The sequence below is a fragment of the Vibrio sp. RC2502 genome (assembly GCF_054850435.1).
Genome location: NZ_CM141453.1, coordinates 1 through 19,098 on the forward strand (window position 1 = coordinate 1; position 19,098 = coordinate 19,098).

At 47.2% G+C, this 19,098-nt stretch carries 16 protein-coding genes; 10 read left to right on the plus strand and 6 right to left on the minus strand.

From position 1 onward, the window contains the following. The 6 genes from dnaA (at nt 1) to ACYJZR_RS00030 (ending at nt 7,831) form a co-directional block, all read left to right on the plus strand. Nucleotides 1-1,407 carry a chromosomal replication initiator protein DnaA gene (gene dnaA, locus ACYJZR_RS00005; RefSeq protein ID WP_005488867.1) on the plus strand — a complete coding sequence of 469 codons (1,407 nt, stop codon included), beginning with the start codon at nt 1-3 and terminating at the stop codon, nt 1,405-1,407. A gap of 63 nt (nt 1,408-1,470) precedes the next feature. Next, entirely contained in the window at nt 1,471-2,571 is a 1,101-nt protein-coding gene (gene dnaN, locus ACYJZR_RS00010; RefSeq protein ID WP_024703787.1) for a DNA polymerase III subunit beta, read from the plus strand. Nucleotides 2,572-2,580: 9 nt separating this feature from the next. Beyond that, complete coding sequence (recF, locus tag ACYJZR_RS00015) at nt 2,581-3,660, plus strand: DNA replication/repair protein RecF (protein WP_005458661.1); 1,080 nt, start codon at nt 2,581-2,583, stop codon at nt 3,658-3,660. A 13-nt stretch (nt 3,661-3,673) separates the two neighbouring features. Then, nucleotides 3,674-6,091, plus strand: coding sequence for a DNA topoisomerase (ATP-hydrolyzing) subunit B (gyrB, locus tag ACYJZR_RS00020; RefSeq protein WP_020904416.1), 2,418 nt, complete (start codon nt 3,674-3,676; stop codon nt 6,089-6,091). A gap of 348 nt (nt 6,092-6,439) precedes the next feature. Further along, the gene (locus tag ACYJZR_RS00025) at nt 6,440-6,856 is read left to right on the plus strand and encodes a GreA/GreB family elongation factor (RefSeq protein WP_005486183.1); all 417 of its coding nucleotides are present in this window, start codon (nt 6,440-6,442) and stop codon (nt 6,854-6,856) included. A gap of 537 nt (nt 6,857-7,393) precedes the next feature. Next, nucleotides 7,394-7,831 (plus strand): Hsp20 family protein, encoded by a 438-nt coding sequence (locus tag ACYJZR_RS00030; protein WP_005458680.1) that lies wholly within the window; start codon nt 7,394-7,396, stop codon nt 7,829-7,831. A gap of 84 nt (nt 7,832-7,915) precedes the next feature. Here ACYJZR_RS00030 and ACYJZR_RS00035 read toward each other — a convergent pair whose 3' ends face one another. The 4 genes from ACYJZR_RS00035 to glyQ form a co-directional block, all read right to left on the minus strand. Further along, nucleotides 7,916-9,169 carry a valine--pyruvate transaminase gene (locus tag ACYJZR_RS00035; protein ID WP_005458682.1) on the minus strand — a complete coding sequence of 418 codons (1,254 nt, stop codon included), beginning with the start codon at nt 9,167-9,169 and terminating at the stop codon, nt 7,916-7,918. Nucleotides 9,170-9,386: 217 nt separating this feature from the next. After that, complete coding sequence (locus ACYJZR_RS00040) at nt 9,387-11,471, minus strand: alpha-amylase (protein WP_461715833.1); 2,085 nt, start codon at nt 11,469-11,471, stop codon at nt 9,387-9,389. 217 nt (nt 11,472-11,688) lie between these two features. Continuing rightward, nucleotides 11,689-13,755 carry a glycine--tRNA ligase subunit beta gene (gene glyS / locus ACYJZR_RS00045; protein WP_406966434.1) on the minus strand — a complete coding sequence of 689 codons (2,067 nt, stop codon included), beginning with the start codon at nt 13,753-13,755 and terminating at the stop codon, nt 11,689-11,691. Nucleotides 13,756-13,768: 13 nt separating this feature from the next. Further along, entirely contained in the window at nt 13,769-14,686 is a 918-nt protein-coding gene (gene glyQ / locus ACYJZR_RS00050) for a glycine--tRNA ligase subunit alpha (RefSeq protein ID WP_005458688.1), read from the minus strand. Nucleotides 14,687-15,167: 481 nt separating this feature from the next. On the opposite strand from glyQ, the gene ACYJZR_RS00055 reads away from it, so the two are divergent. Both ACYJZR_RS00055 and ACYJZR_RS00060 read left to right on the plus strand, forming a co-directional pair. Continuing rightward, nucleotides 15,168-15,722 carry a TMEM165/GDT1 family protein gene (locus ACYJZR_RS00055; RefSeq protein WP_005458690.1) on the plus strand — a complete coding sequence of 185 codons (555 nt, stop codon included), beginning with the start codon at nt 15,168-15,170 and terminating at the stop codon, nt 15,720-15,722. A gap of 206 nt (nt 15,723-15,928) precedes the next feature. Beyond that, nucleotides 15,929-16,189: a hypothetical protein gene (locus ACYJZR_RS00060; protein WP_005497541.1), complete on the plus strand. Its 261-nt coding sequence runs from the start codon at nt 15,929-15,931 to the stop codon at nt 16,187-16,189. Between the two features lie 44 nt (nt 16,190-16,233). Here ACYJZR_RS00060 and tusA read toward each other — a convergent pair whose 3' ends face one another. Next, nucleotides 16,234-16,482 carry a sulfurtransferase TusA gene (gene tusA, locus ACYJZR_RS00065; protein ID WP_005426051.1) on the minus strand — a complete coding sequence of 83 codons (249 nt, stop codon included), beginning with the start codon at nt 16,480-16,482 and terminating at the stop codon, nt 16,234-16,236. 132 nt (nt 16,483-16,614) lie between these two features. On the opposite strand from tusA, the gene ACYJZR_RS00070 reads away from it, so the two are divergent. Continuing rightward, a complete protein-coding gene (locus ACYJZR_RS00070; protein ID WP_005458692.1) occupies nt 16,615-16,797 on the plus strand; it encodes a hypothetical protein in 183 nt (60 codons plus the stop codon). Nucleotides 16,798-16,962: 165 nt separating this feature from the next. Continuing rightward, entirely contained in the window at nt 16,963-17,904 is a 942-nt protein-coding gene (locus ACYJZR_RS00075) for a LysR family transcriptional regulator (RefSeq protein ID WP_005458693.1), read from the plus strand. A gap of 89 nt (nt 17,905-17,993) precedes the next feature. Here the strand turns inward: ACYJZR_RS00075 and acuI are convergent, their stop codons facing one another. Continuing rightward, on the minus strand, nt 17,994-18,974 hold the full coding sequence (gene acuI / locus ACYJZR_RS00080) for an acrylyl-CoA reductase (NADPH) (RefSeq protein ID WP_021449039.1): 981 nt from the start codon (nt 18,972-18,974) through the stop codon (nt 17,994-17,996). Nucleotides 18,975-19,098: the final 124 nt, after the last annotated feature.

Sequence of the window (19,098 nt, forward strand, 5' to 3'; positions counted from 1 at the left end):
GTGTCATCTTCGCTTTGGCTGCAATGTTTGCAGCAGCTTCAAGAAGAGCTACCAGCTACAGAATTCAGTATGTGGGTTCGTCCGTTACAAGCGGAGCTCAATGACAATACTCTCACTCTATTCGCGCCAAACCGCTTTGTGTTGGATTGGGTGCGTGATAAGTATCTGAACAGCATTACTCGTTTACTGCAGGAATACTGTGGTAACGACATCCCGAATTTACGCTTTGAAGTGGGCAGTCGCCCAGTTTCTGCGCCTAAGCCAGCACCGACACGTACGCCGGCGGATGTGGCTGCGGAATCTTCAGCGCCTGCGCAGTTGCAAGCACGTAAACCTGTGCACAAAACATGGGATGACGACCCTCAAGCGATTGCAGCGATCAATCACCGCTCAAACATGAACCCAAAACATAAGTTCGACAACTTCGTAGAAGGTAAATCGAACCAACTGGGTTTGGCTGCGGCGCGTCAGGTATCGGATAACCCAGGAGCAGCCTACAACCCACTGTTCCTTTACGGTGGTACTGGTCTAGGTAAAACTCACTTGCTTCACGCTGTGGGTAACGCGATTGTGGATAACAACCCGAACGCGAAAGTGGTGTACATGCACTCTGAGCGTTTCGTGCAAGACATGGTAAAAGCACTGCAAAACAATGCGATTGAAGAATTCAAACGCTACTACCGTAGTGTGGATGCACTCCTTATCGATGACATCCAATTCTTTGCCAACAAAGAGCGCTCACAAGAAGAATTCTTCCATACCTTCAACGCATTGTTGGAAGGTAACCAACAGATCATCCTAACTTCTGACCGTTATCCAAAAGAGATCAGCGGGGTAGAGGATCGTCTGAAATCGCGCTTTGGTTGGGGTCTAACGGTTGCGATCGAGCCGCCTGAGCTAGAGACGCGTGTGGCGATCTTGATGAAGAAAGCTGAAGACCATCAAATTCATTTGGCTGACGAAGTTGCGTTCTTTATTGCAAAACGTCTGCGTTCCAACGTTCGTGAGTTGGAAGGCGCGTTGAACCGAGTCATTGCCAACGCGAACTTTACTGGCCGCCCAATCACCATCGACTTCGTTCGCGAAGCGCTGCGCGATCTGCTGGCGCTGCAAGAGAAGTTGGTGACCATTGACAACATTCAAAAGACGGTTGCTGAGTACTACAAAATCAAAGTGGCGGATCTGCTGTCTAAACGTCGTTCTCGCTCCGTTGCACGTCCTCGTCAATTGGCGATGGCACTGGCTAAAGAGCTAACTAACCACAGCTTGCCAGAAATCGGTGATGCGTTTGGTGGCCGAGACCATACGACCGTTTTGCATGCATGTCGCAAGATTGAGCAGCTGCGTGAAGAGAGCCACGATATTAAGGAAGATTACTCGAACTTGATTCGCACCCTGTCTTCTTAATCGGTTAGAATAACGGTATTCTAAGCAAATCAATTTTTGAGCTGACAGCGTAAAGAGCCAAGCATGAAATTTACTATTGAACGTAGTCATTTAATCAAACCGCTACAACAGGTTTCGGGCGCTTTGGGTGGCCGACCAACCCTGCCTATTTTGGGCAACCTACTGATTAAAGTAGATGAGAACGTGCTATCAATGACCGCGACTGACCTAGAAGTGGAATTGGTGAGCAAAGTGACTCTAGAAGGGGATTTCGAAGCGGGTAGCATTACCGTTCCTTCGCGTAAGTTTCTCGATATTTGCCGTGGCTTACCAGACGATGCGATCATCACTTTTGTGTTAGAAGGCGATCGCGTGCAAGTTCGTTCTGGTCGCAGCCGTTTCTCACTGGCAACGCTACCAGCGAATGACTTCCCGAACATTGAAGATTGGCAAAGTGAAGTTGAAGTATCACTGAGCCAAGCGGATCTGCGTACGCTTATCGACAAAACTCAGTTCTCGATGGCAAACCAAGACGTACGTTACTACCTCAACGGTATGTTGTTTGAAATCGATGGCACGACACTGCGTAGTGTGGCGACCGACGGTCACCGTATGGCAGTATCGCAAACTCAACTAGGTGCTGACTTCGCCCAAAAGCAAATCATAGTGCCACGCAAAGGTGTGCAGGAATTGGTTAAGCTGATGGATGCGCCAGAGCAACCTGTCGTTTTGCAAATTGGCAGCTCAAACGTGCGTGCAGAAGTGAACAACTTTATCTTCACATCTAAACTGGTTGATGGCCGTTTCCCTGACTATCGCCGCGTATTACCGCAACATACCAACAAAACACTGATCGCAAGTTGTGATGAATTGCGCCAAGCGTTCTCGCGTGCTGCGATTCTTTCTAACGAAAAGTTCCGTGGTGTGCGTGTTAACTTAGCGGGCAGCGAAATGCGCATTACGGCAAACAACCCAGAGCAGGAAGAAGCCGAAGAGATGCTGGATGTGACCTTTGAAGGTGACCCAATCGAAATCGGCTTCAACGTTAGCTACGTGTTGGATGTGCTGAACACGCTACGTTGCGAGAAGGTACAAGTGTCGATGTCGGATGCCAATGCCAGTGCATTGATTGAAAATGCCGACGATGACAGTGCCATGTACGTGGTGATGCCAATTCGTCTATAAGCCAACTGAATGCCTCTTTCTCGTCTCATCATTCAGCAGTTTCGCAACATTAAAGCCTGTGATATTCAGTTATCAGCAGGCTTTAACTTTCTTATTGGACCGAACGGTAGCGGCAAAACCAGTGTCCTAGAAGCGATTTATTTACTCGGGCATGGTCGCTCATTCAAAAGCTCTCTCACTGGTCGTGTGATTCAAAATGAGTGTGATGAACTGTTTGTTCATGGTCGTTTTTTGAACTCGGATCAATTTGAGCTACCTATCGGCATTAATAAGCAGCGCGATGGCTCGACAGAGGTTAAAATAGGCGGTCAATCTGGGCAAAAATTGGCGCAATTGGCGCAAGTGTTACCGCTGCAGTTGATACATCCAGAAGGGTTTGATTTACTGACGGATGGTCCAAAACATCGCCGTGCATTCATCGATTGGGGCGTGTTTCATACCGAGCCAGCATTTTATGATGCATGGGGTCGTTTTAAGCGTCTCAACAAACAGAGAAACGCGTTGTTGAAGACCGCGAGTAGCTATCGTGAGCTCAGTTATTGGGATCAAGAGATGGCGCGTTTGGCGGAAAACATCAGCCAGTGGCGGTCACTGTACATTGAACAGATGAAAACCGTCGCAGAAACGATCTGTCAGACATTTTTGCCAGAATTTGAGATCCAATTGAAGTATTATCGTGGTTGGGATAAAGACACCCCATACCAAGAAATACTAGAAAAGAATTTCGAGCGTGATCAGTCTTTGGGGTACACCTTTAGTGGCCCGAATAAAGCTGATTTGCGCATTAAAGTGAATGGAACGCCCGTTGAGGATGTTCTGTCACGCGGTCAGTTAAAGCTGATGGTGTGTGCGTTGCGTGTGGCGCAAGGGCAACATCTTACAGCGATGACCGGTAAACAATGCATTTACCTAATTGACGACTTTGCGTCGGAATTAGATAGCCAACGTCGCAAGCGTCTTGCAGATTGCTTGAAAGAGACAGGCGCACAAGTATTTGTAAGCTCTATCACTGAAAACCAAATCGCCGACATGCTCGACGATAATGGCAAATTGTTTCATGTGGAACATGGCAGGATAGAGTCAAACTAGAAGAGAGAAACTCATGTCTGAAAATTACGATTCATCGAGTATTAAGGTACTGAAGGGTCTGGATGCGGTACGTAAGCGTCCAGGTATGTACATCGGGGACACGGACGACGGCACCGGCCTTCACCACATGGTTTTCGAGGTGGTGGATAACTCAATTGATGAAGCGTTGGCAGGTCACTGTAAAGACATCGTTGTGACAATTCATGAGGACAACTCGGTTTCCGTTAGCGATGATGGTCGTGGCATTCCAACAGAAATGCACCCAGAAGAAAAAGTATCAGCAGCAGAAGTTATCATGACCGTACTGCACGCTGGTGGTAAGTTCGATGATAACTCGTACAAAGTATCAGGCGGTCTTCACGGCGTGGGTGTTTCGGTAGTAAACGCACTGTCAGAAAAAGTGGTACTAACCATCCATCGTGGCGGTCATATCCACACGCAAACTTACCGTCATGGTGAGCCTGAAGCGCCTCTAGCGGTTGTGGGTGATACGGATAAAACCGGTACACAAATTCGTTTCTGGCCAAGTGCAGAAACTTTCTCTAACACTGAATTCCATTACGACATCCTAGCAAAACGTCTGCGTGAGCTATCGTTCTTGAACTCAGGCGTTTCTATCAAGCTTATTGATGAGCGCGAAGCGGACAAGCAAGACCACTTCATGTATGAAGGTGGTATTCAAGCGTTCGTTCAGCACTTAAACACCAACAAAACACCAATCATCGAGAAAATCTTCCACTTCGACTTAGAACGTGAAGACGGCATCTCGGTAGAAGTGGCAATGCAGTGGAACGATGGTTTCCAAGAGAACATCTTCTGTTTCACCAACAACATTCCACAGCGCGATGGTGGTACTCACCTTGCTGGTTTCCGTGCGGCACTAACACGTACGCTAAACAGCTTTATGGATAAAGAAGGCTTCTCGAAGAAAGCGAAAACGGCAACGTCAGGCGACGATGCGCGTGAAGGTTTGACTGCCGTTGTTTCAGTAAAAGTTCCTGATCCAAAATTCTCGAGCCAAACCAAAGACAAACTGGTTTCTTCTGAAGTGAAATCAGCGGTTGAATCGGCGATGGGTGAGAAGCTATCTGAGTTCTTGGTCGAAAACCCAAGCGAAGCGAAGATGGTTTGTTCGAAAATCATCGATGCAGCACGTGCACGTGAAGCCGCACGTAAAGCGCGTGAAATGACTCGTCGTAAAGGTGCGCTAGACCTAGCAGGCCTACCAGGCAAACTTGCAGACTGTCAGGAAAAAGATCCGGCACTCTCTGAACTATACATTGTGGAGGGTGACTCTGCGGGTGGTTCAGCTAAGCAGGGTCGTAACCGTAAGAATCAGGCAATCCTACCGCTGAAAGGTAAGATCCTGAACGTAGAAAAAGCACGTTTCGACAAGATGTTGTCTTCGCAAGAAGTTGCAACGCTTATTACAGCACTTGGCTGTGGTATCGGTCGTGACGAGTACAACCCGGACAAACTGCGTTACCACAACATCATCATCATGACCGATGCTGACGTCGATGGTTCGCACATCCGTACGCTACTGTTGACTTTCTTCTACCGTCAAATGCCAGAGCTTATCGAGCGTGGTTACGTGTACATCGCTCAGCCTCCACTATACAAAGTGAAGAAGGGCAAACAAGAGCAGTACATCAAAGATGAAGAAGCGATGAACCAATACCAAGTATCATTGGCATTGGACAACGCATCACTGCACGTAAACGCAGAAGCTCCAGCTCTAGCTGGCGAAGCGCTAGAAAAACTGGTTCAACAATACAATGCAGGTATCAAGCTTGCTGACCGTATGAGCCGTCGTTACCCTCGCGCCTTAGTGCATGAGCTTATCTACACATCTCGTCTAACGGCTGAGCAGTGTCATGATGCAGCAGTAGTAGAAGCTTGGACAAAACAACTTGTTGAGCAACTAAACGCGAAAGAAGTGGGTGCAAGCCAATACAGCTACGAAGTGGAGCTGCACGCAGAGCTTGGTTTGAGCCTGCCGAAGATCATCGTTCGTACACACGGTGTGACTCACGAGCACGCGCTAAGTGTTGATTTCCTAAACTCAAAAGAATATGGCAAGCTGGCGGACCTTTCTGAAGTCCTAGACGGTCTTCTAGAAGAGGGCGCGTACATCAAACGTGGTGAACGTACTCTGCCAGTATCAAGCTTTGCTGAAGCACTTGAGTGGTTGGTTAAAGAATCGATGCGTGGTCTAAGCCGTCAGCGCTACAAAGGTCTAGGTGAGATGAACCCAGATCAGCTTTGGGAAACCACAATGGACCCAGAGACGCGTCGCATGATGCAAGTAACGATTGAAGATGCGGTAGGCGCAGACCAATTGTTTACAACGCTAATGGGTGACCAAGTTGAACCTCGTCGTCACTTCATCGAAGAGAACGCACTGAAGGTTGCAAACCTAGACGTGTAGCGACAAGCGTTTTTGGATAGAAAAAAGCAGCGAGCCATCGCTGCTTTTTTGTTTCTTGGTGGTATGAAAATCACCACTTTATGCCAAGACTTTGGCTTTTCTGCTACTAACTGCCAGAGGCTTGAGTAGCGGCACCATTTTGTTTCCCTTTTCTGTTTTTCTTGCCATTTTGTTCGCTTGAGTGCTTTTGCTTTCTTTTTCCTGCTCGCTATAGTGCTGTAGAGCTTTCCAATCATACGAGGTTAGAAAACATGGTGACGATTTTCCTGAACTAAGCCGGAGGTGACGCACTTCCGGTTCAATGCACTGCAATTATCTGTAAGACAAGGCATTAAGAAGGAAAATATCATGTTTGAACGCTGGTTCACTGCGTACTGCTTAGCGCTGCGAACTTGGTGGTTAACCAGTCGCTTTTTAACCTATCAATCACCACTAAGATTACTGTCGCTGTTTGAAGCCTACGAACAGCAAACCCAGTGTCGCAACTTAGCCCGAATTGCGATTGGCGACACCGTTCGCTTAGTGGATCTTGACCGCTCCTATCAATATCGCATGACGTTAGTTGATTCACGTAAGAGCCAACCTCTTGCGGGGATGCTAGCTGTTGACTCGTACTTAGGTTCCCGATTGTTGGGGCGTTCTCAGGATGAGGTCTTAGAACTCGAGATATTCAACCAGCGCCGCTGCTTTGTGATTACCGAAATCATTCATCAATCACAGCCGCCAACACCGCATCTGGTGTGTAGCTGTATGTTATGTCAGTAAAATAGAGGTGAAGTCATGAGTAAAAAAGACAAGAAGCAACCCCAGTTAAGCTTGAAAGAAAAACGTAAGTTGAAGCAAGAGAAAGCGGCCGAGCAAGGAATGGTGAAAGCGCGTAAACCATCTCGCAAATAAAAATTGCGGCTTATAAGCCCGCCGTAAGAGGTGGGCTTTGTATTGTTGTCGCGTAGGAAAAGCGAGCTTAATTTGAGGTCTTTGATAGGTGCGTTGAAATTTTTTTCATTTTGTCCCTTGAAAGCGATTTTTGATGACCTTATATCTAGTTGTGAAGAGGATGACTGGCTTGCTAGAGACTAGAAGACCAGCCCTCTGGAATCGCTAAAACGAGATCGCTCAAAAGAGGATATGGTGTTTTAGCACACAACTTAAACCTTTAGATTCAATATCATGTCTCCGAGCCAAACCAAGGCCAGTGGAATGATAAGAATCTCTTAGTTCGGCGTCGGTTTTTGCATAAACACGCCAGTAGGATGAAGTTCATCCGAACTAAGACTATTGCTTAATTAAGAGGATAGATTTATGCGTAACGTAGATTTCTCACCACTATACCGTAATGCAATTGGCTTTGATCGTCTGCTAAACCTGATGGAAGCAAATACAGCGAAAAATACTTCTGGCGGTTACCCTCCGTACAACATCGAGCAAAAAGATGAGCACAACTACCGTATTACTATGGCAGTTGCTGGTTTCTCTGAAGACCAACTCGATCTAACTCAAAATGAAAACATGTTGATCGTGAAGGGCGAGCGTAAAGCAGAAGAAGGCAAAAACTACGTGTACCAAGGCATTGCAGAGCGCGATTTTGAACGTAAGTTCCAATTAGCGGACTATGTAAAAGTGACTGGCGCTTCAATGGAAAACGGCCTACTACACATTGACTTGGTTCGTGAAATTCCAGAAGCAATGCAACCACGTAAAATTGCTATCGGTGGCAACAACCTGCTAGAAAGCAACTAATCAGCAAGTTATTTGCCCTATAGAGTGAGAAAGAGCGCCAGTTGGCGCTCTTTTTAATTTGTGTCTTTGATGCGGGAGTTTGCTTTACTGACCTTGTTGGTAAGCCTTTTCGACTTCTTCCGCGATAATCGCGATACCTTTCTGCATCATCTCATCGTCTTGAACGTAGTTCATGCGCAAGCACTGATGAGCATGGTCCCACTCGTCTTTCTGACCAATAAAGAAGTACTCACCCGGAACAATCAATACACCACGCGCTTTCAAGCGTTGGTACAACTCCATTGTCGTAATTGGCAACTCATCAAACCATAACCACAAGAAGATCGCCCCTTCAGGTTTGTGGATACGGAATCTCTCATCGGTAATCGCCTGTTGTAGCAGTTCTACCGCGCGTTGTGATTTCTGCTTGTAGAACGGCTTAATCACCTCTGAACTCAGTTTGAGTAGATCGCCTTTAGCGATGATGTGGTTTGCCAATGCTGGGCCAACACTGCCTGGCGCTAAGCTGATGATGCCATTCATATTGGTGAGTGCTTGGGTGATTTCTTCACTCGCAATCACAATCCCACATCGCACACCCGGTAAGCCAAGCTTAGATAAGCTCATGCACAGGATGGTGTTTTCATTCCAGAACGGTTCGACATCTTCAAAAATGATGTTCGGGAACGGCAAGCCGTACGCATTGTCGATGATCAGTGGGATGTTGTTCTCGCGCGCCAATTTGTCCAGTTTACGCACTTCTTCGTCAGTCAGTACGTTACCTGTTGGGTTGGTTGGGCGAGATGCACAAATTGCTGCGACGGAGTCATCGACGGTGAGCTTTTCAAAATCAACGTGATATTTGAATAGGCCGTTGTCGAGTAGCTCTATTTCTGGATGGTACGAAACAAAAATGTCTTCATCGATACCTGCATCACCGTAGCCAATGTATTCCGGTGCGATAGGCAACAGGACTTTTTTGTGCGAACCATCTGGCTGCTGACCAGCAAACAAATTAAATAGGTAGAAGAACCCGCTTTGGCTGCCATTCGTCAGGCTAATATTCTTCTCACTGATGTCCCAGCCGTATGTTTCACGAAACAGCTGTGCGAGCGCTTTGACGAACACGTCTTTACCCTGAGGGCCATCATAATTAGTGAGCGCGGCGACGAGTTCGCCACTGGCGAGCATTTCTTCACTGGCTTGGTGAAAGTAATCGAGCATGGCAGGAATGGCGGCCGGGTTACCCCCACCGAGCATGATGGCACCTGGCGTGCGTAGGCCATCATTCAAATCGTCCATTAACTGCGTAATACCTGAATACTGATTAAATTTTTCACCAAACTTTGAGAACTGCATGCTTACATATACCTAATTCATTGTGATTGCTTTATGTGTCTTGATTGCTGACGAAACATCAGCTTATAGAGTAATACTTGACCTTACCCTAATGTTATTACGACGCAAAGTGTGAATTTACTCGAAGAAGAAAAAAGTTTGTCATCAGACCAGATGGAGAGGATTTGGAATTAAAAAAGGGAAGCGAAATGCTTCCCTTGCTGGTGGAGTGAGTCGGTTATTCGCCAGTGTAAACAATCAGTACTTTGTCGTCTTGATATTGGCGTTCGAACGCGTAGTAGCCTTCTTGATTACGAGTGATGTGCTTACCTTGAGCAACCGCTGGGTGGCGTTGACGGAATTCGCCCAATTTCTGCCAATGTTGTAGTAAGTCTTCACGCTCGCCATGAATCTTGTCCCATGGCATGTCGGAACGTGTACCTTGGGTCGGATCGGATCCAGTCACGCCAAAGTCACGGGCAATCTCATCGCCATAGTAGATTTGTACTGCACCCGGTGCCAGCATTAACGCATTGGCGGCGCGAGCTTGGTCATCAAAGCTGCGGCTGCGTGCCGACCAAAACAGTTGAGTATCGTGCGAAGACAGGTAACTCAACACGTTGAATTCAGGATCGGAGTTAATACGTTCTGCATAGCGGCGGTAATCATTATCAAGTTGAGCGAAACACTTTAGCGCTTTTGGAGCCACGTCAGATTGGAACTCGAAGTTGATGATCGAATCGAAGCCGTTATCGAAATACGGGCTCTTCACCACGCTGTGTGCCCACACTTCGCCGGTCATCCAAAATGGCAGATCGTCTAGTGCTTTGTCGGGGTGGTTTTGTTTCCATTCGGCGAGGGCTTGAGTGGTACTTGCTTTGAGCTCTGCCCACGCTTCCATCTCAACGTGTTTGGCGGTATCGACGCGGAAGCCATCAATGCCGTAATCACGTACCCAATCCGATAGCCATGTGATCAGATGTTCTCGTGGGGTTTTCAACTCATCTTGCGCATTGGTGTTTTTATTGCGGAAGAAGTTTGGTAGTCCGGTTTTCTGCGTCGATTCGGTTTTGAGATCCGGTAGGTAGTTCAAAGACATGGTGATGTCGTTGTATCCCGGCGCATCGTAATCGCCAATGTCGGTGCGAATCCAATCTTTGCCCCACCATTTTTCCCACGCTTCACTATCACCGTATTTGATGTAGTCGTTGAAGCTGTGCCAGCTTTGTCCTGATTTTGGTTGCCAGTCGGTCCATTTTTCACCAAGTACTTGTTTGGCTTCTTGGTCATCAAGGTAAAGTTGACCAAAGCCGAATTCCTGCATGTCGGCTAATGTGGCGTAGCCAGTGTGGTTCATGACCACATCCCAAATCACGCGGATGCCTTTCTTGTGCGCGGTATCGATGAAGGTTCTCAGCTCATCTTTGGTACCCATGTTGGCATCAAGCTTGGTCCAATCTTGGTGGTAGTAGCCGTGGTAGCCGTAGTGCTTAAAGTCGCCTTTATCGCCGCCGCCAACCCAGCCGTGGATTTGTTCCAGTGGTGAGGTTATCCAGATGGCATTCACACCAAGTGATTCGATGTAATCGAGTTTTTTCGTCAGACCCGCTAAGTCGCCACCGTGGAAGGTACCAATCTCGTATTTTCCGTCTTTGTTGCGACCGTAGCTGTTGTCGTTGTCCGGGTTGCCGTTATAGAAGCGGTCGGTCATGACAAAATACACCGTCGCGTTGTCCCAGCTGAAAGGTTTTTCGGCTTGCTGATCAACCTCTTCTAGCAATAACAGACCTTGGCTCATAGGCCCCGGCTGCATGGTTACGCTGCCATTGGCGACTGTCGTTTCTTGTCCGGTTAAGGCATCACGAACAACCGTGCCGTCAGTAAAGGTGTTGGCAACATTGATGGTTTTTGGTGTGTCAGTTGCGACAGGGCAAGAATAGGTGATGTCCTGACTTTGTTTTGGTTTGATTTTAACGGTTAGCTCATTGGTGTCTGGATTGAGCGTGAAGAGGTAGGTATTGGCTTTGAAAATGCGCAGCGGCATAGATGTGTCGGTTGCACAGTTATCCATTTTTAATGGTGTATTGAATTTGATGCGGCTTTCTTCCGCTAGCGCAAAGCTGTTGCCACAGGTTTGTTTGCTGTCGGCAATGGTAAAGGTGTGGTTGCCTTTTTCTAGTTTTTGCTCTGCGACGAGTAAACCGTCTGAGTTTGGTTCGAAGACGGCAGTATCGTCTCCAACGCTTAATACGATGGCATTTTCTGGAATTTGGCTGCAGGCGCTCAGTAGGCCGATAGAGAGTGCGAGAATTGTTTTTTTCATTGTGTCCTTCCCCCGAATAAACAACCCAGTTATAGCAAAACTGTGCCTCTACAATCCGAGCTCTGCACCAACAAGTTCAACGCGTCTCACCCTACAAATTTTTGCCTTGTTCACAAAATGAATAATAAGAACCGGTTATCTCCGTTTGAAGGCAACAAAAAAGGGAAGCTGACGCTTCCCTTTTACTTATCTCTTAATCACTTCGAAGAGTAATGAATTACTTTTGAAGCAAAGAAATGTCTGCGATCTGTAGGAACAGGTTACGCAGGTTGTTTAGCAGTGTCAGACGGTTCTTCTTAAGCGCTTCGTCGTCTGCCATTACCATTACGTTATCGAAGAACGCATCCACTGGCTCACGTAGGTCAGCTAGTTTGCTTAGGGCTTCTTGGTAGTTACCGGTTGCAAATGCAGGCTCTAGTGCTTCAGTCATTACTTCAACGCTTTCTGCTAGCGCTTTCTCTGCGTCTTCTTGTAGAAGTGCTAGGTCAATTTCTTCTGCTAGTTCGCCGTCGAATTTCGCTAGGATGTTACCTACACGTTTGTTCGCTGCTGCTAGAGACTCTGCTGCTTCTAGTTCACGGAAGTGAGAAACCGCTTTAACACGTTGGTCGAAGTCTGCTGGTTTCGTCGGGCGACGCGCTAGTACCGCTTGAATGATGTCTACGCTGAAGCCTTCGTCTTGGTACCAAGCACGGAAACGACCAAGCATGAATTCAATCACGTCTTGCTCAACGTTTACGTTGGTTAGACGCTCACCAAACAGTGACTTCGCTTTCGCTACTAGGTCAACAAGATCTAGGTTGTAGCCGTATTCAACGATGATACGTAGTACACCTAGAGATGCGCGACGTAGTGCGAATGGGTCAGAACCTTTAGGCGCTTGACCAATACCGAAGATACCGACGATAGTGTCTAGCTTATCTGCCATTGCAACTGCGGTTGAAACGCCGTTTGATGGCAGTTCATCACCTGCGAAACGAGGCATGTATTGCTCGTTCAGCGCGACTGCAACTTCTTCTGCTTCACCGTCGTGACGAGCATAGTGCATACCCATCACACCTTGAGTATCCGTGAATTCGAATACCATTGAGGTCATTAGGTCACATTTTGCTAGTAGACCAGCACGCTTTGATTTCTCAACGTCAGCACCGATTTGCTCAGCAATGTAGCCAGCAAGTTCTGTGATGCGGTCTGTTTTGTCTTTGATCGTACCCAGTTGCTTTTGGAAGATCGCTTGTTCTAGCTCAGGCAGACGGTCGATAAGCGGACGCTTACGGTCTGTGTTGAAGAAGAACTCTGCGTCAGCAAGACGAGGACGAACCACTTTCTCATTACCTTCGATTACGTAACGAGGCTCTTTTGATTCGATGTTCGATACGAAGATGAAGTTCGGTAGTAACTTCTTGTTTTCATCGTAGACAGGGAAGTACTTCTGGTCACCTTTCATGGTGTAAACCAACGCTTCAGAAGGCACTTTTAGGAACTCTTCTTCGAACTTCGCTGTTAGAACTACTGGCCATTCAACCAGAGACGTTACTTCTTCGACTAGGTCATCTTCTAGGTCAGCGATACCGCCAACCGCTGCTGCTGCTTTTTGTGCGTCAGCTAGGATGATTGCTTTACGCGCTTCGTAATCTGCCATGACTTTACCGCGCTCTTCTAGGATTGCAGGGTATTGCTCAGCAGAATCGATAGTGAACTCTTTTTCACCCATGAAGCGGTGGCCACGAATAGTGCGGCTTGATGCTACGCCTAGGATCTCGCCTTCGATTAGGTCGCTGCCCATTAGCATGGTTAGCGTCTTAACTGGACGGATAAATTGAGTCGTTTTGTTACCCCAGCGCATTGGTTTTGCGATAGGTAGGTTTGCTAGTGCTTTTGCTGCAAGTTCAACTACGATCTCAGACGTTGGCTGACCTTTCACTTCTTGTTTGAACAGTAGCCATTCGCCTTTGTCGGTTACCATGCGATCAGCTTGGTCAACAGTGATGCCACAACCGCGTGCCCAGCCTTGAGCTGCTTTGGTCGGATTGCCTTCCGCGTCAAATGCTGCAGAAACCGCAGGACCACGTTTTTCAACAACTTTGTCTGATTGGCTTTCTGCCAATGCTGCGACTTTTAATGCAAGACGACGAGGTGCCGCGAACCATTTTACGCCTTCGTGAGCAAGCTCAGCGCCTTTTAGTTCTGCTTCGAAGTTTGCTGCGAATGCTTCAGCTAGAGTACGAAGTTGCGTTGGTGGTAGCTCTTCTGTACCTAGCTCGATTAGAAATTCTTTTGCCATGTGACTCTACCCCTTACGCTTGTTCTTTCTTACACATTGGGAAGCCAAGAGCTTCACGCGATGCGTAGTATGCTTCTGCTACTGCTTTAGTCAGATTGCGGATGCGCAGGATGTAACGTTGACGCTCTGTAACCGAGATTGCTTTGCGTGCGTCTAACAAGTTGAACGCGTGTGCCGCTTTCAAGATGCGCTCGTAAGCAGGCAGAGGTAGCGGTTTTTCTAGCTCGAGTAGTTCTTTCGATTCTTTTTCACACTGGTCGAAGAAGCTGAATAGGAAATCAACGTCTGCGTGTTCGAAGTTGTAAGTTGATTGCTCAACTTCGTTTTGGTGGAAAATGTCACCGTAAGTTACCTTGCTGCCGTCTGGCGCGATGTTCCAAGTTAGATCGTAAACCGAGTCTACTTCTTGGATGTACATTGCTAGACGTTCGATACCGTAAGTGATCTCACCAGTCACTGGTTTACACTCAAGGCCGCCAACTTGTTGGAAGTAAGTAAACTGAGTTACTTCCATGCCGTTTAGCCAAACTTCCCAGCCTAGACCCCATGCGCCTAGTGTTGGGTTTTCCCAGTTGTCTTCTACAAAACGGATGTCGTGTACAAGTGGGTCAATACCAAGAACTTCAAGGGAGCCAAGGTACAACTCTTGAATATTGTCAGGCGATGGTTTTAGCGCTACTTGGAATTGGTAGTAGTGCTGAAGACGGTTAGGGTTTTCACCGTAACGGCCATCAGTAGGACGACGTGAAGGTTGTACGTAAGCTGTCGACATTGGCTCTGGGCCAAGCGCTCGTAGACAGGTCATTGGGTGAGAGGTACCCGCACCCACTTCCATATCTAGCGGTTGAACAATGGTACAACCATTTTGAGCCCAATAATCCTGCAGCGCGAGGATCATTCCCTGGAAGGTTTTGATATCGTATTTTTGCATAAGTCAGGTTCGCGCGATTCTCTAGTTACTCATTAATTCGTCTCGTATGCCGAGTTTTTCAACTCAAACAAGGGTGATAAAGAGTAATTACGGTTGAATAAAATAACAATCAAGTATAACCAGATATTGAGCATGGGAGTAGAGCTAATCTTGATTAATTCGTGGGCAATTTTCTCCTTTAATGAATTTTTACCGCGTTATCTGCTGTATTTTTCCTAAAAGGGAGTTTTCACCTGCTTTGACTCTTGTGATGCGCAACAAAGGTGGCTAGAATTGCGCCTGTCTTTGGGGAGTAGCTTACCTGATGAAGTCTCTGTTTCATCCGGTTCGTTCGTCAACATAATTGGTGCAAAATCACCATGGCGTTCGAGACTTGAAGCCTTTCAAGTTTAGCAAGACCTTAGACAAATCATCACGAACCGGGGTGGGGCGTGAGGTTTGTCTATGGTTAAAATAATTATCCCGCCCCAATGAGCATGTCGTGAGCGTTTTAGCTATTTCAATTACTACTGTAGCGTTAGCAGAAATTGGCGATAAGACCCAATTGCTATCCCTATTACTTGCCAGTCGTTACCGCAAACCCATTCCAATTATTGCAGCCATCTTTTTAGCCACCATTGCCAACCACGCTTTAGCTGCATGGTTAGGTGTGGTAGTGGCCGACTATCTATCTCCTGATGTTTTAAAATGGGTGCTGGTGGTCAGTTTTGTTGCCATGGCAGCTTGGGTTCTGATCCCAGACAAACTGGATGACGACGAAGAGATCTCGAATCGTGGACCATTCATTGCCAGCTTTATTGCCTTCTTTGTTGCTGAAATCGGTGATAAAACTCAGATTGCGACTTCCATTCTAGGCGCGCAATACGCGGATGCGCTGAGTTGGGTCATACTTGGCACGACCATTGGTATGCTGTTGGCCAACGTGCCAGTGGTGTTGATTGGTAAGCTTTCAGCAGACAAGATGCCATTGGGTTTGATCCGTAAAGTAACCGCTATTTTATTCGTGTTGTTGGCGATTGGTGCGGCCTTCTTTTAATGGTTTGAAGCAGATAAAGTAGCCTGAAAAGGAAAAACGCTATCTGCGAACAATCGTTAAAATGGTGCGAATTATCAATAACTAGCGAATTAGTGGCGCAGCTCAAACTCTGACTTAAAATCGCTCCGTAGCGTGACGGATGACATATTAGTGTCATACTTGTCATGGTAGTTTAATGGTGTGAATGATAGCGAGAGGGCAAGTTTATGCTTACACGTTACATGGGGATGACCCCAAAGAGTCAGAGTTATTTATTCACCTTTGGTTTGGCGCTGTGCTTGTTAGCGATGGTACTGACTGATATGTGGTTGCCGATTGTGGCAGGGACGTTCATTCTTACTGGCTTGACGGTTGAAGCGTGGATTCGGGTGGCGCACATTATTCCAATGCATGAAGAAATACGTGCGATGCAGAAACAACTTAACAAACTCCAATCTGAAGTTCGCACACTAGAATATGACGAATAAACAAACGGCAGCCCACTGGGCTGCCGTTTTTGATCTCACTGAGATTATTCCAAACCTTTCTTAATCAGGTACTGATAAGGCAGTTGTTCTGTTTGCGCTGCAATCAACTGGTGATCCATAAAGCGGCAGAAACTCGGAATATCTCGAGTTGTCGATGGGTCGTCCGCTTTTACTAGCAAAACCTCACCATCTTGCATGTTGCGAATTGTCTTCCTGACCATCATCACTGGCTCTGGGCAGCGCAGTCCTTCCGCCTCTAACGTCTTTGTTGCCAGTTCAGGATTAAAGCTCATAGTGTGATTCTCGTAACTAACTTAGCGGTGAATTTTACGTTCGTTGAAAAAATATTCAATAACCACTTGGCAAACGGATTTTTTTGTTTTACCTTAAATTAACAATTTGGTAACAACTGGCAGGGAGAGGCGATGTTAACAGCGTTAGACAGACTCACGATTTACTCAGTGCTGTGTTTTATCTCGTTCTGTGCATTGGTACTTAGAACGCCAGCTGAAACCTCATTGATGCCTTTAGCAGGCATGAGTGCAACCATTATTGGGATTTGGATTGAGATGCACAAATGGTCAGGTGCATCAGAGCAAGAGAATTAGCGCTTCTTGCCTCAATCAAACATGAACAATACCGCTCACCTATTTTTACCAACACTTCATTCCGACACTATCCCCATTTTTCTTGGGCTTCCCCGCTGAAAGGCGGGATTTTTTTTGCCTGAAGAGTACAATTTGATAAAACCCTCGCATTGTAAGTGGCAAATCGTGGAACTAGAAGACATCTATCGCCGAGATCTGAATTTATTAGTCGCGTTGCGTGTACTGATTGAAGAAAGCAGCGTCAGTAAGGCGGCAACTCGCCTTAATTTAAGCCAATCGGCGATGAGTCGTGTGTTAGGGCGATTACGCGATCTGCTTGGCGATCCGCTGTTTACGCGCCAAGGTCAGCACTTGATCCCAACCCAAAAAGCGCTAGAAATTGATCGCTCTTTAGGTGAACCGTTGGAATCGCTGCGCCAATTGTTGTCGCCCGTCGAGTTCGATCCTCAGCAGTGCGATCAGACGTTCACCATCGCGACCACGGACTACGCTATGCAAACTATCCTGCCGTTTGCTTTACCGCGCATTTATCAAGAAGCGCCGAATGTGTCGTTTAACTTTTTGCCTTTACAGCATGACCGTTTATCCGATCAGTTGACTTATGAAGGGGCTGATCTCGCCATTTGTCGCCCAACTGGCCCCGTAGAGCCGCTGCGTAGCGAGATTCTTGGTCGCGTTGGCGTGTTGTGTTTACTGTCCAAACAGCATCCTTTGGCGAATCAAGAGATGAGTTTGGACGACTATTTGAGCCACCCTCACGCGATGATTGCCATCAGTGACGGAGTGAAAGCGTTGATTGAGCAAGCTTTAATCGACAAGCCGCAACGCAAAATGGTGCTGCGTGCGTACCATTTAGAAGCTGCGCTGGCGATTGTGGATACTCTGCCTATCATCATTACCGTTCCGGCAGATTTGGCGTATCTGGTTGCTGAGCGCTATGACCTAGTCGTAAAACCGTTGCCATTCCAATTTACGCCTTTTGATTATTCGATGATTTGGCATGCGCGCTGTGAGCATTCTCCTGCTCAAGAATGGTTGCGCTCCGTTGTGCGTGAAGAGTGCAGCAGGCTGATTGCGAAGCGAATCGAAGACATGGGATTAAACTGATAACAAAAGAGCCAGCAACGCTGGCTCTATTTACGTGAAGTGCTGATTTGTAGCTTGATAACGATAGCTTTATAGCTACAGCTTGATGACTATAGCTTGATAACAATGCGACCGGTTACTTGGCCGTTGGTAATATCTTCGGCGTATTTTGGCGCTTCAGCGAGCCCTACTTCAGTACACGCTTGCTCGAAGTAGCTGTCTGGTAGTAGCTCAACCAGTTTTTCCCACGCTGCGATGCGTTTTTCGGTTGGGCACATCACGGAATCCACACCTTGCAGACGCACATTACGTAGGATGAACGGCATTACTGTGGTTGGCAGGTCAAAACCGCCAGCAAGACCACACGCCGCGACGGCGCTGTTGTAATCCATTTGCGCCAATACTTTCGCTAGCACTTTGCTGCCAACGGTGTCGACTGCGCCAGCCCAAATTTGTTTTTCTAGTGGGCGTGCAGGCTCTTCAAATTCAACACGGTCGATGATGCGACTTGCGCCCAGTTTTTCTAAAAGTGGACCGTTTTGTTCAACACGACCAGTAACGGCTGCCACTTTGTAGCCCAGTTGAGCCAGAAGCGTCACTGCCACCGAACCTACGCCGCCACTGGCGCCAGTGACAAGGATTTCGCCAGCTTCTGGTTTGATGTCAGCATCCAGCAGAGCTTGAACACACAGCATTGCGGTAAAGCCAGCTGTACCGACCATCATTGCTTTTTTGCTGTCTAAGCCTTTTGGTAGTGGAACCAACCAATCCGCCTTTAGACGTGCACGTTGCGCCATACCGCCCCAGTGGTTTTCGCCGACACCCCAGCCAGTAAGAACGACTTTATCGCCTGCTTGGTAGCGTGCATCGTCAGAGCTTACGACCGTACCTGCTAGATCAATGCCTGGTACCATTGGGAAGTTGCGGATGATTTTACCTTTCCCTGTGATCGCAAGGCCGTCCTTGTAGTTTAACGATGAGTAATCAACGTCAATCAGTACGTCGCCTTCCGGCAGTTGTGTTTCATCGATTTGTTCGATGTTTGCGATAGTACGTTTGTCTTCTTGGTTTAGAACTAGAGCATTAAACATAAGGTTCTCCGAGTGTGCGATAGCGCGGCAGGAATGCCACGAGCAGCAAGCCATTAACTGCCTGTAAGTGTATGCCTTCTTTATTTATGAATAAAATGAAACTTCATCATCTAATTTATGCGTT

Excerpts from the sequence above, each read along its gene's own strand:
- ACYJZR_RS00040 (WP_461715833.1), bottom strand. The coding sequence starts at position 11,471 with ATGAAAAAAACAATTCTCGCACTCTCTATCGGCCTACTGAGCGCCTGC.
- ACYJZR_RS00030 (WP_005458680.1), top strand. The coding sequence starts at position 7,394 with ATGCGTAACGTAGATTTCTCACCACTATACCGTAATGCAATTGGCTTT.
- gyrB (WP_020904416.1), top strand. The coding sequence starts at position 3,674 with ATGTCTGAAAATTACGATTCATCGAGTATTAAGGTACTGAAGGGTCTG.
- dnaN (WP_024703787.1), top strand. The coding sequence starts at position 1,471 with ATGAAATTTACTATTGAACGTAGTCATTTAATCAAACCGCTACAACAG.
- ACYJZR_RS00060 (WP_005497541.1), top strand. The coding sequence starts at position 15,929 with ATGCTTACACGTTACATGGGGATGACCCCAAAGAGTCAGAGTTATTTA.
- ACYJZR_RS00035 (WP_005458682.1), bottom strand. The coding sequence starts at position 9,169 with ATGCAGTTCTCAAAGTTTGGTGAAAAATTTAATCAGTATTCAGGTATT.
- glyQ (WP_005458688.1), bottom strand. The coding sequence starts at position 14,686 with ATGCAAAAATACGATATCAAAACCTTCCAGGGAATGATCCTCGCGCTG.
- tusA (WP_005426051.1), bottom strand. The coding sequence starts at position 16,482 with ATGAGCTTTAATCCTGAACTGGCAACAAAGACGTTAGAGGCGGAAGGA.
- glyS (WP_406966434.1), bottom strand. The coding sequence starts at position 13,755 with ATGGCAAAAGAATTTCTAATCGAGCTAGGTACAGAAGAGCTACCACCA.
- acuI (WP_021449039.1), bottom strand. The coding sequence starts at position 18,974 with ATGTTTAATGCTCTAGTTCTAAACCAAGAAGACAAACGTACTATCGCA.
- ACYJZR_RS00025 (WP_005486183.1), top strand. The coding sequence starts at position 6,440 with ATGTTTGAACGCTGGTTCACTGCGTACTGCTTAGCGCTGCGAACTTGG.
- recF (WP_005458661.1), top strand. The coding sequence starts at position 2,581 with ATGCCTCTTTCTCGTCTCATCATTCAGCAGTTTCGCAACATTAAAGCC.
- ACYJZR_RS00070 (WP_005458692.1), top strand. The coding sequence starts at position 16,615 with ATGTTAACAGCGTTAGACAGACTCACGATTTACTCAGTGCTGTGTTTT.